We start from the raw sequence: 19,439 nt of genomic DNA on the forward strand, positions 1-19,439 counted from the left end.
GTTGAATTTGGCCACTCCTTTTTTGCTGTGAGAGGAGGGGAGTTGGGTAAAACCAAAAAACGTTGTCAAAGCTTTAATTTGCAATCAGTCGTCTTATGTCATGGATAGGGGGTGGAATAAAAAGGGTGTCTTGTTTCGATGTGCAGGTGAGGAGCTTGCTGCAGGCGAGATAAAACTGAGTTGATAAAAAGGGCATACTTCATCATTATCCTTAAACTAACTTCATGACTTCCTTAGAAATTTTATTAGATTACATGAAAAGATATGAGAAATTCAACGAATGTTATCATTTAAATTGACGGGGCCGTTCAAACGCATGTTGAAGACTCGCATAGTTATAATGCATGCAGGGTTTGGTAAGAACTCTAGGTGCCCAATCTTTGCGAAATTGGCTAAGTGCCTTACACAGTTCATTGTCGCCGGTCATGTCTTTATTAAGCAATGCAGTTACTTGTTCAGGAGTAGCTTTTTTAATCAATTCAATCAATGGTGATAAATCATAGGGTTTTTGGGTTAGCATGCTTTCAATATGCGGTCTATAACGTTCATATTGGCGTATCATTTCTTGCTCGCCGTTGTCTATTTTTGCAAAATAACTTTGCACAATCCCCGCTAGCTCATCATCACCGGCACCTAATAGAAATTCATAAATAGTCACACGCCTTACTTCATCACCACCCGGTGTTTGCACATTGCCGGCTTCAAGCAATAAAGAAGGATTTTGATCTAACATCTCAAGTAGCGCCTTAACATCTTCTTGTCTGGCATAGGCGGCATGAGTTAATACTTTTGCAATAGCGCTATTGGGGTTTTGGCCATAATCACTGATTTCTTTAATTAAATCTGTTGGCAAGTTGGAGAAAACAGTGCCTTTGCGGCGGCGCAATATCAACATCGTGTAAATTTGTTCGCGGGTTATCATTCAGTCATATCTATTTAATAATTGGCAATGTGGGTTATTACAAAGCCATTATGGTTATATTTAAATCACACATAAGAAAATTATAAAATTATTGAAATAGCTTGAGGGCGATCGAATGCAATGGATACTCATGAAAATTTGAGCGAACGGCAAGTAGATGGTGGTATTTTATTATCTTGCTTCTTAAAACTATTGAGGATATGTCCTGTTGAGTAGTTTACTCTATGCTTTTTTGAATCATTATCGTGTATACCAAACGATTTTAGTAATTTTTCAAGCTTAATAGAATGTCTTTTTGTTAGAGTTGTTTGTCTTAGAGTGTTTTTAAGCGTAGAAATAGCAAAGTCTTTTGGATCGCCTGATAGAAATAATTTTACAATAGTATTTTCCATCATTGGTTGTGTATGATGCTCAAGTAGTTCTTCGGAGAAATTATCATCAGCCTCCACCATAATTAAAAGAGTTTTATCAATGTAATAATCAAATCTATCAACGAGATTGGTAAATACAAGTTTTTGAATATGCTTTCTGTGCTTTTTTCATTTGAAAATTGAGCTAGCTCATTTAGGGCTGGTTTCAATTCTTGTTCTAAGAAGCATTCAAAAATTATTAGATTTTCATTTTTATCGGGTTTCATGGATTTTTTATTTTTATGAAATATTTCCTTAATAATAGTCGAGCTAAAATTCTCTGCAAATTTTTTAATATGAAATAATTCTTATAAATAACCTATAATTAGCGTGAAAATCTCATCTAAGTTATATGAGTTTTAAGATCTTTTCTTTTTCAAATTTAGAAAATAGAAAGACCAACACTATAGATGCTCTACATGCTTCTAAAGCTTGTAAATTATATCATAACTGATATAATTATATCAAAATGGATATAAAACAATAATTAATGAAACCGATACGATTTTTAGGTGATTCGCTAACCCGTTTGCGAGAGTTTAATACTGATGCAAAACAAGATGCGGGTTATCAACTAGATAAAGTACAAAGAGGTGAGCAGCCTGACGATTTTAAGCCTATGCCTTCAATTGGTAAGGGAGTTGAAGAAATTAGAATTTGGGATGAATCAGGAACGTATCGTGTAATTTATACAGCAAGGCTTGCAGATGCAGTTTATGTTTTACATGCATTCCAGAAGAAAACTCAAGCCACAGCGAAACGTGATCTTGATCTTGCAAAAGCACGTTTTGCTGAACTTATGAGGAACAAATGAGATGAATGAAATAGAAAGTTATGAAAATATTTGGGATGCAATTGCTGATACAGCGGGAGAATCAGCTAGTATGCAAGCAAAAGCCGAGTTAATGCGCCAAATTGTAGCGATTATTAAAAAAAATAATTGGAAACAAGTAGAGGCTGCACAGCATTGCGGAATTACTCAGCCTCGTTTGAATGATATGTTACGTGGACGGATATCTCGATTTTCATTAGACGCATTGGTAAATATCGCAGCAGCTATTGGACAACGTGTTCATATTGAATTAGAAGCTGCTTGAGCTGATAAAAGGCACCATAGCAGCACCATTTGCAGACAATCAAAGCCAATGAAAGACAATTAAGTGATAATTTCAATCCAGAATAAAGCCTTAATTTAACTAGTCTTTGATGGTCTTTTGTGGTTTTTCATAAAAAGTTAAAAAACCATAGTAGCGGGTTCAATTCCCGCCGCCTCCACCATATAACGTATTGATTTATAAGCCTTTTGATATGCCGGACTTATTTGTGGGTTTCCAAAGGGGTTAATCGCCACATTCTAACAATCTCTTCTTGCAATAGATGGAACGTTTTACCAAGCGAAACCAGAGCCCTAAAGGAGCTATTCTTAAGCGCATTAACCATGTCTAAAAATTTATTGGTGCTTTTCTATTTATAAGGACAGCTAGTTAACCACAAGTAGTCTAGTCCTCATCTATAATTTTCGAATTTCTCTAAATTCAAAGGCTCGTCTATAAGTTAATCGATTGCTGAGGCTAGGAACTGAGCTCCATTCTTTGAGAGAAAATTATGCCATGTTTTGTGACAGATCATTGATAATTACTAGCAACGAGTTGAAATGAAATTCGCCCTGGCGTTTCAAGGGTTAAGCAAAAAAGAAGTTGATGTGCTTTGGCAACCATTTCGGGATTGGCTCGCAAAACATAATCAAAATTATCAACTTACTCTCAGTAGCGTTCCCCGCCCTGTTCAGCAGTACTGGGATTTAGACTATTTAATCAGAAATCAACCCGCAGTAATTAATGTTAATCAAAGCAAAAATGCCACACCCGGTGAGTTTTGGTGGGCATCGAATCAAGCCGAAGTCTCCATGTATATAAACTATTATCTCTCCATGTATCTCCCTTTCAAATTATTTGAAAAAGAAAATGCTGCGCGCCTCGCAAAAACCCTTTATGCTGCATCCCGCCTGGCTGCACTGACACTTCATTTCAATAAAGGATTATCTGGCGCATCAACAGACGCCATAAAGCGGCAAAAAAATACAGCAATGAATCCAGAGGTATTGGATGCTGCAGCTTTAGTTATCATTGCTGATAGCCAACGAAATCGCTATAGCAATGTAAAAAGTTATCAACCGAATTTAATTAAAGCCAGTGAAGTAAGCAAGAAAGCAAATCAGGCGATGGCATTAATCCATGCTTTAAGCCCTAAGTCAGGTACTTATCCCAATGAAGCCGATTATTTCATTAAAAATTGGCAAGTCAATTTATGGAGCAACAATTATCCTAAACTGCTGCGCATAAAACACAAGTACGATCCGCAAAACCTGTTTACTTGCCATCATTGCGTAGGAAGTGACACCTAGCAACTGTCTTGAATTTTTAATTGGCCTGATGTGTACGTCCGAGCCAATTTCGGACAACATTTTAGTTTAATTAAATATCTATATTTTTAAATTTACGGCCAATAATAACAACTACATTAATAAGGAATTATGGTTGTCCAAATTGGCTCGGACGTACACATCAGACCTAATATGGCTTACTCGAGCCTTACCATGAAAATTGCCTGTTTTACGTAATACCTGTTGCACCATAAGTATTGTGGGACTTCACAAACTGCTCCTTTATGAGCTTACTCAAGTCTTCATTGTCTTGTTTACGTTGAATTGTAAATAATCCTGTAGATTAGCGGCTAAATTTTGTGACGCAAGTGCGACAACTTTCTAAATAAACCTTAATTTTTTTAATTTAAAATAATCTCTGATTACACAGGTTGATCATTATTTTTACATAAATATAAAATTTAAGGTGGTATTATGAAACAAAAAATTGATTACATTGCACGATATCTTAAGCTGAAGTCTCCAATTATTAATAAAGAAGAAATTAATAATATTGTTATAGCTCAAGATGCGCTCAAAACTATTGGAAAACCAGAACATGGATCACATAAACTTGTTGTAGTTAAAGATCTAACAAAAGAAGTTGAATATGTTCAAAAACAGACAAGAAACCAAACCGAGACTGAAAAAGAATTTATGATGGCTGGTTTTCTAAATAAGGTTAATCCAAATCATCCTGAATGCAAACTAGTAGAAACCAATAACGGTTTTGTCAATATTCTCTCCCGGAAACATGAAAACACTCAAGATGTTGAAGATTTTGTTCGAGCAGGAAGAACTAATGAATTATTAGAGAAAAAGGTGATTGGCCTTGAAGATACATTAATAGCGGATAATATTTTAGGTAAACAGTCAGATACCAAACTAGCGAATATGCTTGTGAAGGATGAAGGTGATACCTTGGTTTTTTCTAATATTGATCATGAGCGAGCTAATTTACCCACGTTTAGTTTTTTTAATTCGGGACAAAGGAGATATCCAATTTCTGCTCAGGAATTAATTGCTGGTATTGCCGACTTGCACGAGCCTAGTGATGACAACCGTTCAGGCCTTGCTGGTGATAAACGAGCAAAAGAATTTAGAGAGGTGGCAATGAAAGTAATGAGTTCAGAGGGAATTAAATCAGCTTATGCAAGAGTTGCAAATGCCGATATAGATTCGCTATATAACAAATGTAGCTCTTTATCTCGAAACAGCACGTTTTTTGGAGGTAAAAATAATTGTGACGCTTATCAGCAATATTTCAAGGAAATCCAGAAAGATGCGGCAGACATTGTGTCAAAATTTGATTTGAAAAATAAATAGTAAAATCTACTCGGATCAATCTAGTACGCTAGATGCGTTGTAGTCTCAAACTCTCTAGCTTACTATGGTCCCTTCAAAAGGTCCCATGTACGAATTCCTGATACAGATTGCAATTTTAGGATATGAAAGAATGTATAGTAAAATATTAAGAGGCGCCGCTACCACTATGGCTGGATATGTTTCTTACGTGTTGCTGAATGAAACAAAAAGAGAGCATGCAATAAAATCGAAAGAAGAAATTAAAGACTGTGGGGAGCTTGTTAAAAATTCATTCGAATTTAAAGAAATAGGTAGGCCAATCCATGGAACTCTCTCATCCTCTTATGTGCAGCATACAGGGACTGGGAATATTTATGTTAAAAAAGGAGCTCATTCTCGTAGTGATTTAGTAAAAGAATTAATGGTTTCTAATGCCCTTCATAAAATTCGAGAAGATCAACCTGAATGTTTAATCATGCAAACACCAATAAAAAATGGTTTCCAATACCACACCTTGTCTCGAAAATTTGATCATACTCAAGATGTTGAGGAGTTTGTTCGTAATGGACGAATAGACGAGTTAAAGAAAAAAGAGGTCATTGGATTAGCAGATACCCTTATAACTGATCAAATTTTCGGTAAACAATCTGATACAAAACTTGCTAATATGGTGGTTAGAGATGAGCAAGATAAACTAATTTTTACTTCAATTGATCACGAAAGGGCTGTTAACCCAAATAGCTTTCGTTTCTTTCATCCTACTCCTCCTATCTATACAAAGAATAAATCCACACTTGTCAGATCCATAAATGATTTAGGTGAACAAAGCGAGGATAATCATGCGGGTTTAGCAGGTGATCCTAGAGCAAAGGAGTTTTGTAAGGTAGCAGAGAGCGTTATGAATAACTCGGATATTGATAATTATTATCAAAAGGTAGCTGCGGCAAATTTATCTAGTGTAAAAAGCGAATGCGAGAAATTAGCTATAGCCAGTAAAGGCAAGTTAGTGCGGTTAGGAGATTGCACAGGTTATGAGACTTTCTTCGAAGAAATGCAAAGAAATGCAAGAAATCAATTAAAATCGTCTGAATCTCAAGATAATTCATCGATAGTGAGGAAAAGTTATTAGCCAACTCGTTACTGGGGTTATGTCGCAAAAAAAATTCTAAATTTGCTTATTTTTATCTAATTGTTTAGAACGGTCGCCAAGCCTACCAAGTGATCTAGCAGAAGCCAATCCTGATTTTGTTCTTTCTCGTATTAAATTTCTCTCAAACTCCGCTAATGCTCCAAACATATGAAATAGCCCCAACGGTTAGATTAAATCTATCGTTGAATACTATAAATACTATTTCAACACGGGGTCTGAAAGTGGATCATTTGACTATTAACCGCTGGTCGTTGGTTCAGACAGTATTCTAGAGAAGGTAGCCATAGATAAAAGCGATACCAATAAGCGGGTATTGATACCATCACCCGTAAGCTGGCTCTCCTTTTCATGATGGTGGCGTGTTTCTTCAATTTAATGTTAGGCAAATCGAATACCTCAATAATATCATGGAGCAAGAGCATCTGTTCATCAATAAAATGACCAAACCCATGAAGGGATTTAAGGCTTTTCATTTTGCAGAATCAAGTTTATTTGCGCCATTTATCATTAAGCCGCCTCTTAAAATGATTGGGGCTATAGGCTAAACAACTACTCTATCTTTAGTCACGCAGATTTTACTCTAGTTCAGGGGTTATGATGGACTGCAAAGAGCGTCATTTGTTGTCAAAGTTAATTGGCGGGACTATATTGTGACTGTATTTTCACACTAAAAATATCCCGATGACATCATTTCCAAGTTTAGTAGATCTAATTGAGAGAGATTAGCTGCAGGTTGAGTTTTTAAATTGTCTAATTCCCTATCGACAAGTGAATGAATCAAAGGAATACTAACTATGGGAGTAGAATTGGCAGTCAATAAACTTAAAGAAAGAGCGAGAAGAGAAGAACAACTTTTAAAAACTCCCTTTATCATTACCTTATCGGATTCCGTGAGATTTTTATCATCAAGTGATTTTATCACCTTATATATTTCGTAAATTAAATCAGATTCGTTTAATGTGCTATTTACACGTTTTTTATCGATTCCATCTGCAATTGGCTTTGTGGTATCAAGAGCTTCATTTTTTTGTTGTAAAGTAGGTTGGCTTTTTCCTTGAGAATTTTGATGAATATCAGTGGAAAAATTTTCTTCCTTCGATTTTTGCAAAATCTTAGGGTTAGTAGATGCATTTTTTTGGCTAAGTGTAAGGAGAAATATCCCCAAAACAGCGGGGCTTACTGGAGAAAAGCTACTTGAACAAATCAATGCTAGTGCCGCTGAACATTTAATCAAAGCTATTCCTCCCTTTTTAATCGCTTTTATTTCTTGAGCATTAAATTTTATAGAACTATCTTCTAATAAATTTTTTAAAAATGTGTGATATTTATTGTTACTATTCTGATCAAAATTATCTGAAAAGCTATCCATCAAAGCCGATTCCTGCAAACTATCTTTGATGCTTTGAAATTTTTCAGGTTGGAGTAATTTAAGGATTTTTGAAATACTAACTGACACGGCAAACACCAAAAACAAAACACAATGTATAATTATATATCACCTTGGGAATTTTACAACTGTTTTGGTGCCCTACTAAAACTCTCACGCCTAGCATTAATGTTCGTCATGGAAGGTTGCAAGCTCTAGTGCGAAGTAATTAAAAGCTATTTGGTGATTATTTTTCTTAACTCAAAATCATTTCTTATTAAAGTTGGAATGATTTGACTTGTTTCTTCACAGTTGAGTTTCTTTTTTATACTCTTAAATTGTCTTTCTACCGTACGTTTAGAAACATCAAAAATAGAGGCTATGCGTTTTATATTAAAATCATAGAAAAATAGATATATCAGTTCTTTTTCTCTATGAGTAAGTTTTGGGGCAGCCAAAAAACTGAAAGGAAGTTGATTATAGTCTAATACATTATCCTTTATAATTTCTGCCATTTTTTCATGTGAAGATTTTAAAATAAGATCTTTAAGACTTTCTTGTTTATTATTATGGCTAGAACTCAGGCGTTCATTTATTTGAATAATGCATTCTTTAGGTAAAATTAAAAAATTATCTTTGCTATGTAATCTATGTGCTTTTTTAGATAGATCTTCACTAATAATATTAAGGTAATCAAGATTGTTAAATACAAAATTGTTTGTACTAATTACATTATGTGAGGAGCCGAATGTAATCATTTCTACACGATTTGCATTTTGACGTATAATATCCACGAAAAATATAAAATTACGATCTAACAAACATTTTTTTATACCTGATGCTATTACATCATCACTATCAACATTACATACATATAAAATATCATTTTGGTAATTTTTTTTACAAAGATTTTGTTCAATAAATAACTCCTTGCTTAAAATATCACTTATGATTAATTCCTCAGAATTAAGTTGTAAGTAACGACCTTTAAAATCAAAATACAAATATCCCCAAAAATCTATAGGAGTTTTTTCAAAAATATTTTGATAGCAATCATAGAAATATCCTGTAAATGCTTTCATAGTAGATATAGGAGTCATTGCGCACTACCTTAAAACAAAGCGGTTTGTTTTAATTTTAAACTATATTGGTTTATTTTGTCCTTTTTTGTGTAATCCCTGAAAAATAACTGATGGTAAAAGTAGAATTTTCTCATAATCCATGCTGAAGGAGATTCTTTATGAAACAATCAAAATATTTAGACAGTCAAATACTATCGATATTAAAACAATATGAAGGCGGTACACCTGGTTGGGGTTCTTCTCAGGAAGGTACGAAATTTCCCTGCGCATCCGTACACCCCTTTGCTAGACTAATATATAGCCAATAAATTGATTTTTTCATTGGTTATTAAACTTTGTATAACATCATGTAAATTAATACGTTCTGACGTAATAGTATGGACCCTGCCACTTTAACGAGGCTTCATAAAGAGCCAGAATGAGAGTGTTTAGTTTCATTCAAAAAAGTGGAGGATCCATAATGAATAATATTAAAGTATTAGGAATAGATTTAGCAAAAAATGTTTTCCAGCTTCATGGTACAGACAGTAATGGAAAAGGTGTTTTGCGTAAACGATTGAGTCGTGAAAAACTAGTTGAATTTATGGCAAATTTATCACCCTGTCTTGTTGGCGTTGAAGCCTGTGGAGGAGCTCATTATTGGTCTCGATTATTTGTTGAAATGGGCCATACAGTAAAAATGATGTCACCACAATTTGTAAAACCTTATGTAAAGTCCAATAAAAATGATGCAAAGGATGCTGAGGCAATATCGGAGGCTGTAACACGGCCGACAATGCGTTTTGTACCAATAAAGAATATGACACAACAGGATGTATTATTACTCCACCGAGCTAAAGAGCTTGCGGTCAAACAAAGAACCGCTCAAGCGAATCAAATTCGTGGTTTTTTAGCAGAATATGGAATTATTATTGCTCAAGGTATTCAGCGTCTTGTGCAACTACCTGAAATACTAGATGCTAATGAAGATAAGATAAGCTCATGTTCAAAGAAAATATTTTTACAGTTACACGAACAACTTAAACTTTATGATGAGCAGGCCAAGTACTACGATAAAGAGATACGTGAACAAGCAAAAACTGATCCCCGCTGTGTAGCAATTCAAAGCATAGAAGGCATTGGACCTATAACAGCCTCGGCAATAGTAGCTACAATTGGTGATCCCACTGTTTTTAAAAATGGCAGAGAGGTAGCTGCCTGGCTGGGTTTAGTGCCTCGACAGAATTCCAGTGGCAACAAGATTGTTTTAGGCTCTATCACAAAAAGAGGAGATCGTTATATAAGGACATTGCTGATTCATGGCGCACGCACAGTCATAAAAACATGCGGGAACAAAAAGGATAAAAAAAGCCAGTGGGTAATAGAGAAAAAGCTTCGTATTGGTTTTAACAAAACGGCAGTAGCATTAGCCAATAAAAATGCACGTACAATTTGGGCGATGTTGGCGACAGGCGAGTCTTATCGTAAGCCATTGGCAATTGCATAATGAACTCATAAATAAAATTTATTAATCAAATTATAGTTTCACTTAATATTACTGAATGTAAAAAGTACATTCAGCAATATTAAGCGATGTAAGTAAAACAAGAAGTTACTTTGTTCTGGAGATTGCTAAAGGTAGACAAAATTGATAGCAAAATAGGTAAGACCAGCTCTTTCAAAACCTGTATTAGACCAAGATCGTTTTCAAGATCGTTGACGTGATGAGGAGAAAGAGCGCGAATACTATCAGGGTTAGAGTGATTTATAACACTTATTAAAAACCGAATATATGACTGCATCTCAACCTATTTTTGTTAAAAATTGAAATTTACCTCTTGCGGTGCCTGGCAGGGTCCATATATGGTCTAATGATATGTACACCCCAGTTAAGAGATAATGTACTTAACTGGAGAAAGTAATGATGCTAAGAAAGAAATATCCCAAAGAATTTAAATTGGATGCCATTAGCTTGGTATTAGAGCAAGGTTATGGTGTCACGGAAGCAGCAAATAATATAGGCATAGCTCAAGCGCTATTAAGCCGTTGGATAAAAGAACACAGAGAACAAGATAGCCAAGCATTTCGAGGCAATGGCAAGTTAACTGCAGAGCAATTAGAAATACGCCGCCTACAGGAAGAAAATAAGCGCTTGAAGATGGAAAAGGAGATCTTAAAAAAGGCGGCGGTCTTCTTTGCTCAAGAAACGAAATAAAATATTCGTTTGTTGCCCAAAATAAGAAGACCTGGCCAGTTGGCGTAATGTGCCAACTACTGGGCATTACACGGTATGGCTATTACAGTTATCAACACCGCCAAAGAAATAAGCCAGATGATCCTGCGCATCAAGAAACTCTTGAATGGGTAAAGAAAATAGCTGAAGCCAGCCAGTATTGTTATGGAAGCCGCAGGATGAAGAATGCTTTAAATGCATTGGGTTATCCAGAAGGTCGAAGACGAACTCAAAATTTAATGAAAGAGGCGCAAGTTTTTGTTCGCTATCGAAAGAAATGTAAAGTGACAACAAATAGCAACCATAAACAACCGGTTTATGAAAACATTTTAAATAGACAGTTTGATGTTAAAGAGGCAAATAAAGCTTACGTATCCGATATTACTTATGTCTGGACTCAGGAAGGCTGGCTTTATTTAGCGGTTGTTATGGATTTATTTTCAAGAAAAATAGTGGGTTGGAGTATGGGTTCTAGAATGAAAGCAACATTAGTCTGTGATGCTCTGAATAGGGCTATTTGGCAGTGAAAGCCATCAGCAGGGCTCGTTGTTCATTCCGATAGAGGAACTCAATACGCAAGTTACCTATACCGTAACTTATTAACGAGTAAAGGCTATATTGGCAGTATGAGTAAAAAAGGAGATTGCTGGGATAATAGTGTTATTGAAAGCTTCTTTGAGAGTTTAAAACAAGAGCGAGTTCAATGGCGGAATTATCAAACTCGATGGGAAGCCCAACAGGACATTTTGAATTACATCACCATGTTCTATAACAGCCACAGATTGCATTCTTATTTAGGATATTTAAGCCCAAATCAATTTGAAAAACAGAGTGATTTTTTAATGAAAGTTGCTTAACTGGGGTGTAACATTTTGGTTGACCACGTCACCCCGTCAAGGCTCATTGCAGAGCCATCCAGTGACACACCTATCATTTTTGCCATTTTCTTCAATGGGTTAAATGCATCCCTTATCATAGGTGATTCGTTTTTGTTGCCAGGCGCTGTGACAAATGGCGCAATAACATTACAGTTCCTGTCACAGATGGCAACGGCTTTATCCCCTTTGAAGTGCTTGTGACCACTGTAGGCAATGTTGTCACCCCTTTTTCAGCCAGGCCCTAAAGTGCTTGAATACCCGGGTGTAGCTTATTTCTGGTTTACCCGCTGCTGTTTTCTCAATCGGCAATTTATACCATTGGCATCCTGTGTGAATGATATACAAAATGTAATTAAATATTTTATAGAGAGCTATTTTCGGTCTTGGTCCGCGTTTCCCATTTTCAGGTAAGGAAAGACAAATTCATTGAACTCTTTTTCTGTTAATTCCGTTGGAATCCTTTTGTAGCCGGCCTTTCTCATGCCCTCACCTTTATTTTTATTGTCTGAATCAGACCTTGCAATATGAAGGCAATTAATTGTATTTAAAGGCTTTTCTGTAATTTATGAAACTAGCAACAAGTTGCAATCCATAACTGGCTCAGGAAATCTCTATTTTTTCCCAGGGGGACAAATTATCCCGAGATGTCGCTCGCCTCGAGTAAAACTAAAATGAATCAAAAGAGAGCTAGCTGATTTATTTAATATCTTTTTAGTTGGGCGACCGTTCTAAAAAAACGGACTGCCTAATTAAAGGACATGTTTTGTGACAGATCATTGATAATTACTAGCAACGAGTTGTAACAAAAATTAATCAATTCTTAGGTTGGCGGGAATTTATAGAATGCGAGATTCAAATTAGGAATAGGACTTATTCTGAGGTGTTGGCAAGTCAGCTCTGCTTAGTATTGACGGACAATAGAAAACGAAGTCGAAACCTGCATTGAGGGTAGGTCGTTCATAATCTGGAGCATTTCAATGGCTTCTTGATTTCCTTGTGCCGCTCTTGGAGCTAACCATTCTACGGCTGTTTTTCCTTGATATTGACCATCAATATGAAATTCCTGTGATGATAATTCATATTTTTTGATAGCTGCCTGAAGAATTGATTTGGACAACATCATGGCTGAAAAGCCAATAATTTTTACCATATCGGTGCCACTCACTTTAGCTGGAAGTGCTGCAATAGAGTCAGGCACATCGAATTTTTTATCAATTATCTGCCATAAAATATTTTCTACTTTTTTTTCTCTCATTCTTAACTCCAATAGCTCACTTTTATAAATTAAATTGCTCTCCCGGAGAGGGGGGGCTCATTTCTTCATGCAAGACTTGTTGAAGTCTTGCTTTAAAATTCTGGGATACAATACCCTGCTTCGCTTCCTCCTGAATACGTTCTAAGGCAGTGCAGACATGGGGCATAGTTGCTAATGTTGCAACACGAACAGGATTAAATTGCTTGTCCCCATTCTGCTCATAATAAAAAACAGGCAGCGTTTTTAGATCTGCTTTATTGATCATCTGCATAGGTACAGAAAAAATGTTGCCTTCTATGGCAACGACCAAATGATTCGGTAAGGCAACTAACTCTTGGCCTTCTTCCAAGCGAATATCGTAAAATAAATTAGTGCAATTTTGCAACGGAGTTACAGTTGAATCAACATTAGCGATTTTAATTTGCCCTTTGCTCAGATCACAATTTAATAGTCCTAGAGTCCCGGCAACAGAGGATTGGATACGTGTTTCCAGATTATCAGGTAAACAGCTATCGGAAATCACCTTTAGCCCTCTGCTCTGATGAGGAACTTCCTTGATAATCCTATGTTGTTCCATCGAAGAAAAGCGATGTTCTAGAAAATGGAGTACGGACATAGGATCATCTAAGTTATGCCAAAAACCATGAAATACGCGTTGTTCATTTTGTTGTACATCGTCTACATCAATATTCCATTTTGTTTTCAGGATTTGTAACTTATCATAAATTTCATTCCAAACCTCCATAGGAAGCTGAGGGGGTTTTCCCATCGATTGCCAAATGGTTTTATCGGCTTTAAATCCCCGAATCAGTAAATTTTCCCAGGTAATATCTTCCATAATATAGGCATGTTTGGCTAATAAGGGCTTGACGATTTCTTGATGAAATTCATCTAAAAATTCTTTGCGGAATACCATTAAAAAAGGTGTTTTAGGGCCACCCAGCTCTTTAGTGGCATGAAAAATAAGATATTGTTTATAGTAATCGATAGCCGGAGCTAAAAGTGGGGCAATACTTGATAATTGTGCTTTATAAGACTCTTTACTGCCCCCCGCTAATTTTTGTTCATCAGGGCGTAATTTTTTATAATTATCAAAAGAGTTTTGCAAGGCATCTGCAAACATTTCGATTAAACCCTCATCAGAAAACCCCTTTAAGAAAGGAATACCTTCGGTAAAATTGCGAATAAGACCAATGAGTTCCTCTTCATTTTTTCTTAAAAACTCGAGGGTTTGTTCTTGAGTCATTGGAAAAAAATCTTTCCCGGCATTGGGCAGATCGACCCAATACATGCCAGGTGCCGGATCAGTTGCAAAATAATTTTTAAGCCGCTCAATAGAGGTTTCGTTAAGCTCTAAATAATCATCTCCAGACATCATGACTACATAATTGCTTGCCTCATCGCCAACGTTCAAAGAGGGATTTAACGCAGTTAAAATTTGATCCCCAACAGAAGCGGCATAAACATAGGAGCATTGACCGCTAATTTGCACCTCACCTTTGGCCTGATCCGGAGTAGCGAATTTTAATAAGGAGGAGCGACTTGCGCTACCACCATCGAGGACAATAATGTCCTGTTGCGCTTCTTTATCCATTTCACGGCGCATCATTAAGGGCAATATCGAGCCAATTTCAGTACATTGTTTACTTTCTTTAGGATGAGGATCTAAGGGAACAGAAGTCGTTTGTGTAATCGTATGTAAAAAGGGACGGCTAATCGCTAAGGTTTGTGGCTCTGTTTTGAGGGGAGGGGATTTAATAAATGGTTTTTGGTAACCGTATTTTGACAGCTTAAAGGCTTCTCTTTTTGCTAAATGAGCCTGATCTACTTCTGCGAGTTCTTGAATTGGTAGATTAAGCCTTTCAGGAAACTGAATCGCAAACGAGGTTAAATCGCTCATCCCGAACCTCTCTATACCAAAGCGAGTAGGTTCTCGTTTTTGTTTTACCGCTTCTACGTCTGGTTTAACTACCCTGTTAAAAAACGTTTCTAATTTTCTGGTGTAGGCTTCAAGGATACGAGTTTTTACTTCTGGGTGTAGCTTAGAGCTGTTTACAGCGGCTTTAATTTCTTGAAAATCAGCCCGTTCGGTTAGTTTCTTTAAAGCAGCTTCAACATCTAACTGCCTTAAATCATCAATAATTTCTCCAGGATCCAAACTCATTAATGTTGAATCGCCGGTGGATGAGCTAGGATAATACCCTGTATCACGCATAAAATTAGTATCTAAATCAAATAGCCCTCTTTCCCATAATTTATCAAAAAGACCAATAGCCTCATCAAATAATTGGTCAATTTGTTCGCACTGTAGCATTTGTTCATCTAAGTCACTTTCTGGATTTACTCCTTTGAGACGCTCATAAAATCGATCGCCAAAGGTTTCACTGACAGGAACGGATTGTTTGACATTGGAGTATCCTTCGATGATTCGCTCTTGGCCCAAGATATTGAGTTTAATAGGATGATCTATCATCTTGAATGGAATAATTAAATCCTTGCCAAAGCGCAAAGAAGTTTCATAACCAATGGCTTTATAGGATTTATTTTCTACCGCAGAAATCACCCGCATCACAAAGGCATTTAGCTCTTTCCAATTTCTAAGGGCAGCCATATTTTGCTGAATCACGGGATGAGCCATAATTTGATTCAGCACGCCTGCTGTTTTAAGGGTTTCTTGTTGCGCATCGATAGTCGTTGCCTGCCTATCTTTAAAAATAACATTTTTAAGAATCGTAAAAAAATCATCGCCTAATGCTTCATGGGGAATTTTGATAATGGATCCATTGCTTAATCGGAACACCATATTTTCCGCACCGCAGCCTAATAATCGTGTTTCATCCGGTTTCATGTCGCCATAGAAGCTATCATCGAGTCGACCTCGAATTTCAATTAACCCTTGAAAAATACTGGTTTGTTGTTGGGTTTTGTATTCCATTTCATTCTGTCGGGAATCAAAAAAATCAACCGGAAATTCAGAAATTGTAAAACCGCATTTAGCTGCGATTTGGAGTAGTTCGATATCAAATCCCATCGAGTTATCTTGAGGATTTTTATCACGAATAGCTTCCCAGGCAGATTGGCTGAAAAACTTAAATCCAGTTTGGCTATCGCTGAGATGAAATAATCTTGGATACATGGATTTAATAAATAAATTTAAGAAGCTGCTTTGCAGTAAGGGAATAATTGGCTTATTTTCCACATCAGATTCTTCTAATCGTCGCGAACCTATTGCCAGTGAACCCTTTTCAATCCCTTCATGACAAATTTGAGAGATAGCCGCGCCAATTTCTTCGATATGGATTTTATCTGAAAAATCGACATAGCCGACAATGTTACATTTTTGGGTTTCAATGCCATAATCCATTCCGAATTTAACAGCCTCTGCTTTAGAGTATTGTGCTCCAGGTGGCGGATTAAAATGAACCTGACTGCCCGTACAGTTGATCCCTGCTTCATTTGTTTGGGTCAGAAGACTGTCAATATATTCATCTATTTTAGAAGTACATTTATCCTTGGGGCGAGTATCTACTACGATAAAATGAAATTCGATGTTCTCTAAATGCCCATATGCTGCTTTTAAAGCCTCAATTTTTCCTTGGATGTTTTTATCGATATAGGCTTTAGAAGTGCTATCCGAATTATAATTCAACACAATACCCACTTTTATTTTTTCTGAGGCTTTCTCATTTATCGTTTTTAAATCCTCTTGATTTTGAGCTAATCGCTCTTCGTTCATGGACTTAAACACACGCTCTTTATCTGGTTTTTTAGGTGCTTTAGATAATTGCCAAGCCTGCAACTGCCCTCTATAGGTATTGGTTTTATGGAGATTAATCACCTGTTCAATCAATTGAGTTTTCTCAGTCGACTCGGAAAGTTCAGTAAGTTGAGTGTTAGAACTCATGGGTAAGTTATAACGATGCACTCCTTCAAAGGTATATTTCTTTCCACCTGTGATAAGAAGCACTCTATTCATATTATCGATAATGATGCGCTCTTCGGATTGACTAAGAGCATCTAAGCGCGTTAGATCATCTACTGTTTCTACAATAAATGCTCTGGGGTTAACCTTTCCAATTAGAACTTCATCAAAGGCCACATCTTTCAAAGGCAGTCTAGGTTCATCTTTAAAACCAACAAGCAAATTTAAGGGGTTATCATCGCCTAAAAGCAAGGGGATAATCACGCGAATATAATTAGGGTCACGTTGTAATAATTCACCAATAGCATAGGCTTCAGGAAAGGTATCCAGAATAAAACCGAGATAATCTGAAGCGTCCATATTGGATAAAATTGAGGTTAAATCCTCAGTGATTGTGCGAATAATCGCTTCGCTATCCTGTGAATTAGTCGCTAGCGCAGTAAATAGGCGATGACTATCTACCATCAATTTCTTAATTTCTTGAGGGGCAATTGCGGTATAAATTTCATTAAAATAATCCGCAATGACTCGAAACCGATCGTCATTTGCCAATTGCATTAATTGGGTGAAACATTCACCTTCAGTACTTAACTTTTCCAGCAAACTTGCACTGGTTACTAAATTTTCTCCTTTTTCAGGGGCTTTATGTTGGCTTGCTACACGCTGTGAGATGGACCGTAATCCAGCAAACATATTCATCGATTGACCGGCCGATTGTGATTCAAGCGCTGAATCACGCCAAACTCTGCCGGTTTCCTCCAAATGAAGTCCAAGGGAATATTTAGGTGCACCTGATATTTGAAAATCTTTCATTAAACGAATGATTTCCGGATCAAAGGCCATAGATATTTCATCGAAACCCTTATGGATATCATTTATCATTTCTGCGCTAAACGCTTTCGCCCCCACTTGGGTATCTGATAATTGGATATTTAAACTGGCACGTACTAATTGATTAAATAGAAAAGACTGTAACTCTCGTAATTGAGAACGGCCATACACATGGGAATTTTGGATTCTTCTCGAACCTATTGATGCATGTTTTTGTTTCCTTAAGATAGGATCAATTTCCAGTCCTATACCAGCCAGATTAATTGATAAATCAGCATCGGTACTAAAAACCACATCGGCTTTAGGTGATTTGTATTTTTTTTCTCCTGAAGGGTTACAGGCTTGCACTAAATAGCGCATCCCTAAATGCACGGCCGCTCCTTTTACCGACTTTCTTGCTAGATCATCGGCAGAAATGGTACTCAGTTCACGGTTTTTATAGGCTTCTTGTTCTTCGTGTAAATCTTCTGCATAGTCTAGGCAGGTTACTTTAGAGCTCAGATGAAGGATTCGTTTGTCTTCCCTAAGTCTTTTATTGATTTCATCAATAGAGCGATGTTTGGAGTCAGCCTTTGCTTGATCCTCCACAAAGGTCACATGCCAGTCTATATTCTCAATGCCTTCAAATAAAAATTCTAATTGTTGCAATTTTCTGGCTAAAAAATCCTCGCCTGTATAACACTGACTTTTGGGTTTAAGACGATTATGCTCTTTATGAACAGGAATTAAAATGCCAATATTTTTTCGTGCATCGGGCTCATCACTTTCCTTAAGTAAAGCACTATTATTCTTTAAAAGAATTTTAGAAACGACCATTTCGATAACACTATAATCATCAATATTGAGGCTGTGACTTCCATCCCCATAATGACGGGTTCTTAGCAGTTGTTCTATTTGTTTTTGAATATGTTCTCTAGTACTGATATCGGGATCTAAAGGGTAGGTAGCCTCTTGTTCAAAATGCTGCAAGATTCTAGTTGCCAACCGAAATTGTTGAGCTATTTTTTGATTCTCTAACTCATAGGAAGAAGCCAGTAATTCTTTATAGGTTGATGTTTCTGATTCAGTTCGTTTAGATCCTTTTTTATGAAGATATTCCAATCGTTTTTCCTGGTCCTCTTGAACATAAAGGTGAGATTGCTGTCCTTTTTTTATTTTTTCTTTATAGTCCTTATATTGAAAACCAAGAGCAACTACACCACTTCGGGCACTAGGGTCTAATAAAGTACGAGTACCCAATCTTAAGGTATTAAAAAGCCCTAATTCAGAAGTAGCTTGTTTTGCTTTATATAAGACGGAGGTTAGCGTTTGTGTAGTAGCTACCGCGGAATTGAAGGCTGTTGTTACTTGATGAGCAACCCCGCTTAATAATGAGACTGGAAACCATCCGGATTGGGCTTCTTGGACTAATTTTTGTTCATATAAATCATTATAAATTAATTTCTCATTTTCTTCGGCAGAATGCCGAATACGAGCAACTTCACTTTTCTCTTGGGATAAGGTTTCTAGGCTTATATTTTCAGTGATTTTATATTCACCCTGCGCATCCAGCTCCTCAAGAGATAACCATGAAGGGTATTCTCCATTAAGTATTTGATAATAATTACCTGATGCTGAGGCTAACATCCGTACATAAATCATAGGCCGTTAGTTTTATTTTATTTATTTAAAATATAGCACATTG

The 19,439-nt window shown here is 36.5% G+C and carries 14 protein-coding genes and 1 pseudogene; 7 read left to right on the forward strand and 8 right to left on the reverse strand.

Annotated features, from left to right (window positions below; all coding sequences use genetic code 11):
• Positions 1-286: 286 nt before the first annotated feature.
• Both BN1094_RS02995 and BN1094_RS03000 read right to left on the reverse strand, forming a co-directional pair.
• Positions 287-922, reverse strand: a complete 636-nt coding sequence (locus BN1094_RS02995) for a hypothetical protein (RefSeq protein ID WP_245614142.1) — start codon at positions 920-922, stop codon at positions 287-289.
• Positions 923-1,050: 128 nt separating this feature from the next.
• Positions 1,051-1,374, reverse strand: a complete 324-nt coding sequence (locus BN1094_RS03000) for a hypothetical protein (protein ID WP_043872902.1) — start codon at positions 1,372-1,374, stop codon at positions 1,051-1,053.
• Positions 1,375-1,822: 448 nt separating this feature from the next.
• Between BN1094_RS03000 and BN1094_RS03010 the strand changes: the two genes are divergently transcribed.
• The 5 genes from BN1094_RS03010 (at position 1,823) to BN1094_RS03030 (ending at position 6,188) form a co-directional block, all read left to right on the forward strand.
• On the forward strand, positions 1,823-2,146 hold the full coding sequence (locus BN1094_RS03010) for a type II toxin-antitoxin system RelE/ParE family toxin (protein WP_043872904.1): 324 nt from the start codon (positions 1,823-1,825) through the stop codon (positions 2,144-2,146).
• 1 nt (position 2,147) lies between these two features.
• Positions 2,148-2,429, forward strand: a complete 282-nt coding sequence (locus BN1094_RS03015) for a helix-turn-helix domain-containing protein (protein ID WP_043872905.1) — start codon at positions 2,148-2,150, stop codon at positions 2,427-2,429.
• Positions 2,430-2,986: 557 nt separating this feature from the next.
• Complete coding sequence (locus tag BN1094_RS03020; RefSeq protein WP_052403100.1) at positions 2,987-3,736, forward strand: BBE domain-containing protein; 750 nt, start codon at positions 2,987-2,989, stop codon at positions 3,734-3,736.
• A 453-nt stretch (positions 3,737-4,189) separates the two neighbouring features.
• Positions 4,190-5,080, forward strand: coding sequence for a hypothetical protein (locus tag BN1094_RS03025; protein WP_043872906.1), 891 nt, complete (start codon positions 4,190-4,192; stop codon positions 5,078-5,080).
• A gap of 85 nt (positions 5,081-5,165) precedes the next feature.
• Complete coding sequence (locus BN1094_RS03030) at positions 5,166-6,188, forward strand: hypothetical protein (protein ID WP_099908989.1); 1,023 nt, start codon at positions 5,166-5,168, stop codon at positions 6,186-6,188.
• Between the two features lie 36 nt (positions 6,189-6,224).
• Here the strand turns inward: BN1094_RS03030 and BN1094_RS19145 are convergent, their stop codons facing one another.
• From BN1094_RS19145 to BN1094_RS03045, 3 genes are all read right to left on the reverse strand, one after another.
• On the reverse strand, positions 6,225-6,356 hold the full coding sequence (locus tag BN1094_RS19145) for a recombinase family protein (RefSeq protein WP_081934955.1): 132 nt from the start codon (positions 6,354-6,356) through the stop codon (positions 6,225-6,227).
• A gap of 520 nt (positions 6,357-6,876) precedes the next feature.
• Entirely contained in the window at positions 6,877-7,665 is a 789-nt protein-coding gene (locus tag BN1094_RS03040) for a hypothetical protein (protein WP_043872909.1), read from the reverse strand.
• Positions 7,666-7,811: 146 nt separating this feature from the next.
• On the reverse strand, positions 7,812-8,675 hold the full coding sequence (locus BN1094_RS03045; RefSeq protein WP_043872910.1) for a helix-turn-helix transcriptional regulator: 864 nt from the start codon (positions 8,673-8,675) through the stop codon (positions 7,812-7,814).
• Positions 8,676-9,117: 442 nt separating this feature from the next.
• Between BN1094_RS03045 and BN1094_RS03050 the strand changes: the two genes are divergently transcribed.
• On the forward strand, positions 9,118-10,143 hold the full coding sequence (locus tag BN1094_RS03050; RefSeq protein WP_043872911.1) for an IS110 family RNA-guided transposase: 1,026 nt from the start codon (positions 9,118-9,120) through the stop codon (positions 10,141-10,143).
• 414 nt (positions 10,144-10,557) lie between these two features.
• Positions 10,558-11,726 (forward strand): annotated as a pseudogene (locus tag BN1094_RS03060) (IS3 family transposase).
• A 240-nt stretch (positions 11,727-11,966) separates the two neighbouring features.
• Here BN1094_RS03060 and BN1094_RS20255 read toward each other — a convergent pair.
• From BN1094_RS20255 to BN1094_RS18685, 3 genes are all read right to left on the reverse strand, one after another.
• Entirely contained in the window at positions 11,967-12,170 is a 204-nt protein-coding gene (locus tag BN1094_RS20255) for a transposase (protein WP_218054608.1), read from the reverse strand.
• A 478-nt stretch (positions 12,171-12,648) separates the two neighbouring features.
• Positions 12,649-13,002 (reverse strand): hypothetical protein, encoded by a 354-nt coding sequence (locus BN1094_RS03065; RefSeq protein WP_043872913.1) that lies wholly within the window; start codon positions 13,000-13,002, stop codon positions 12,649-12,651.
• A gap of 22 nt (positions 13,003-13,024) precedes the next feature.
• Complete coding sequence (locus BN1094_RS18685; RefSeq protein WP_052403101.1) at positions 13,025-19,381, reverse strand: glycosyltransferase family protein; 6,357 nt, start codon at positions 19,379-19,381, stop codon at positions 13,025-13,027.
• Positions 19,382-19,439: the final 58 nt, after the last annotated feature.

The organism is Legionella massiliensis, from assembly GCF_000756815.1.
Taxonomy (GTDB): Bacteria; Pseudomonadota; Gammaproteobacteria; order Legionellales; family Legionellaceae; genus Tatlockia; species Tatlockia massiliensis.

Excerpts from the sequence above, each read along its gene's own strand:
- BN1094_RS02995 (WP_245614142.1), bottom strand. The coding sequence starts at position 922 with ATGATAACCCGCGAACAAATTTACACGATGTTGATATTGCGCCGCCGC.
- BN1094_RS03000 (WP_043872902.1), bottom strand. The coding sequence starts at position 1,374 with ATGGTGGAGGCTGATGATAATTTCTCCGAAGAACTACTTGAGCATCAT.
- BN1094_RS03010 (WP_043872904.1), top strand. The coding sequence starts at position 1,823 with ATGAAACCGATACGATTTTTAGGTGATTCGCTAACCCGTTTGCGAGAG.
- BN1094_RS03015 (WP_043872905.1), top strand. The coding sequence starts at position 2,148 with ATGAATGAAATAGAAAGTTATGAAAATATTTGGGATGCAATTGCTGAT.
- BN1094_RS03020 (WP_052403100.1), top strand. The coding sequence starts at position 2,987 with ATGAAATTCGCCCTGGCGTTTCAAGGGTTAAGCAAAAAAGAAGTTGAT.
- BN1094_RS03025 (WP_043872906.1), top strand. The coding sequence starts at position 4,190 with ATGAAACAAAAAATTGATTACATTGCACGATATCTTAAGCTGAAGTCT.
- BN1094_RS03030 (WP_099908989.1), top strand. The coding sequence starts at position 5,166 with ATGTACGAATTCCTGATACAGATTGCAATTTTAGGATATGAAAGAATG.
- BN1094_RS19145 (WP_081934955.1), bottom strand. The coding sequence starts at position 6,356 with ATGTTTGGAGCATTAGCGGAGTTTGAGAGAAATTTAATACGAGAAAGA.
- BN1094_RS03045 (WP_043872910.1), bottom strand. The coding sequence starts at position 8,675 with ATGACTCCTATATCTACTATGAAAGCATTTACAGGATATTTCTATGAT.
- BN1094_RS03050 (WP_043872911.1), top strand. The coding sequence starts at position 9,118 with ATGAATAATATTAAAGTATTAGGAATAGATTTAGCAAAAAATGTTTTC.
- BN1094_RS03065 (WP_043872913.1), bottom strand. The coding sequence starts at position 13,002 with ATGAGAGAAAAAAAAGTAGAAAATATTTTATGGCAGATAATTGATAAA.
- BN1094_RS18685 (WP_052403101.1), bottom strand. The coding sequence starts at position 19,381 with ATGTTAGCCTCAGCATCAGGTAATTATTATCAAATACTTAATGGAGAA.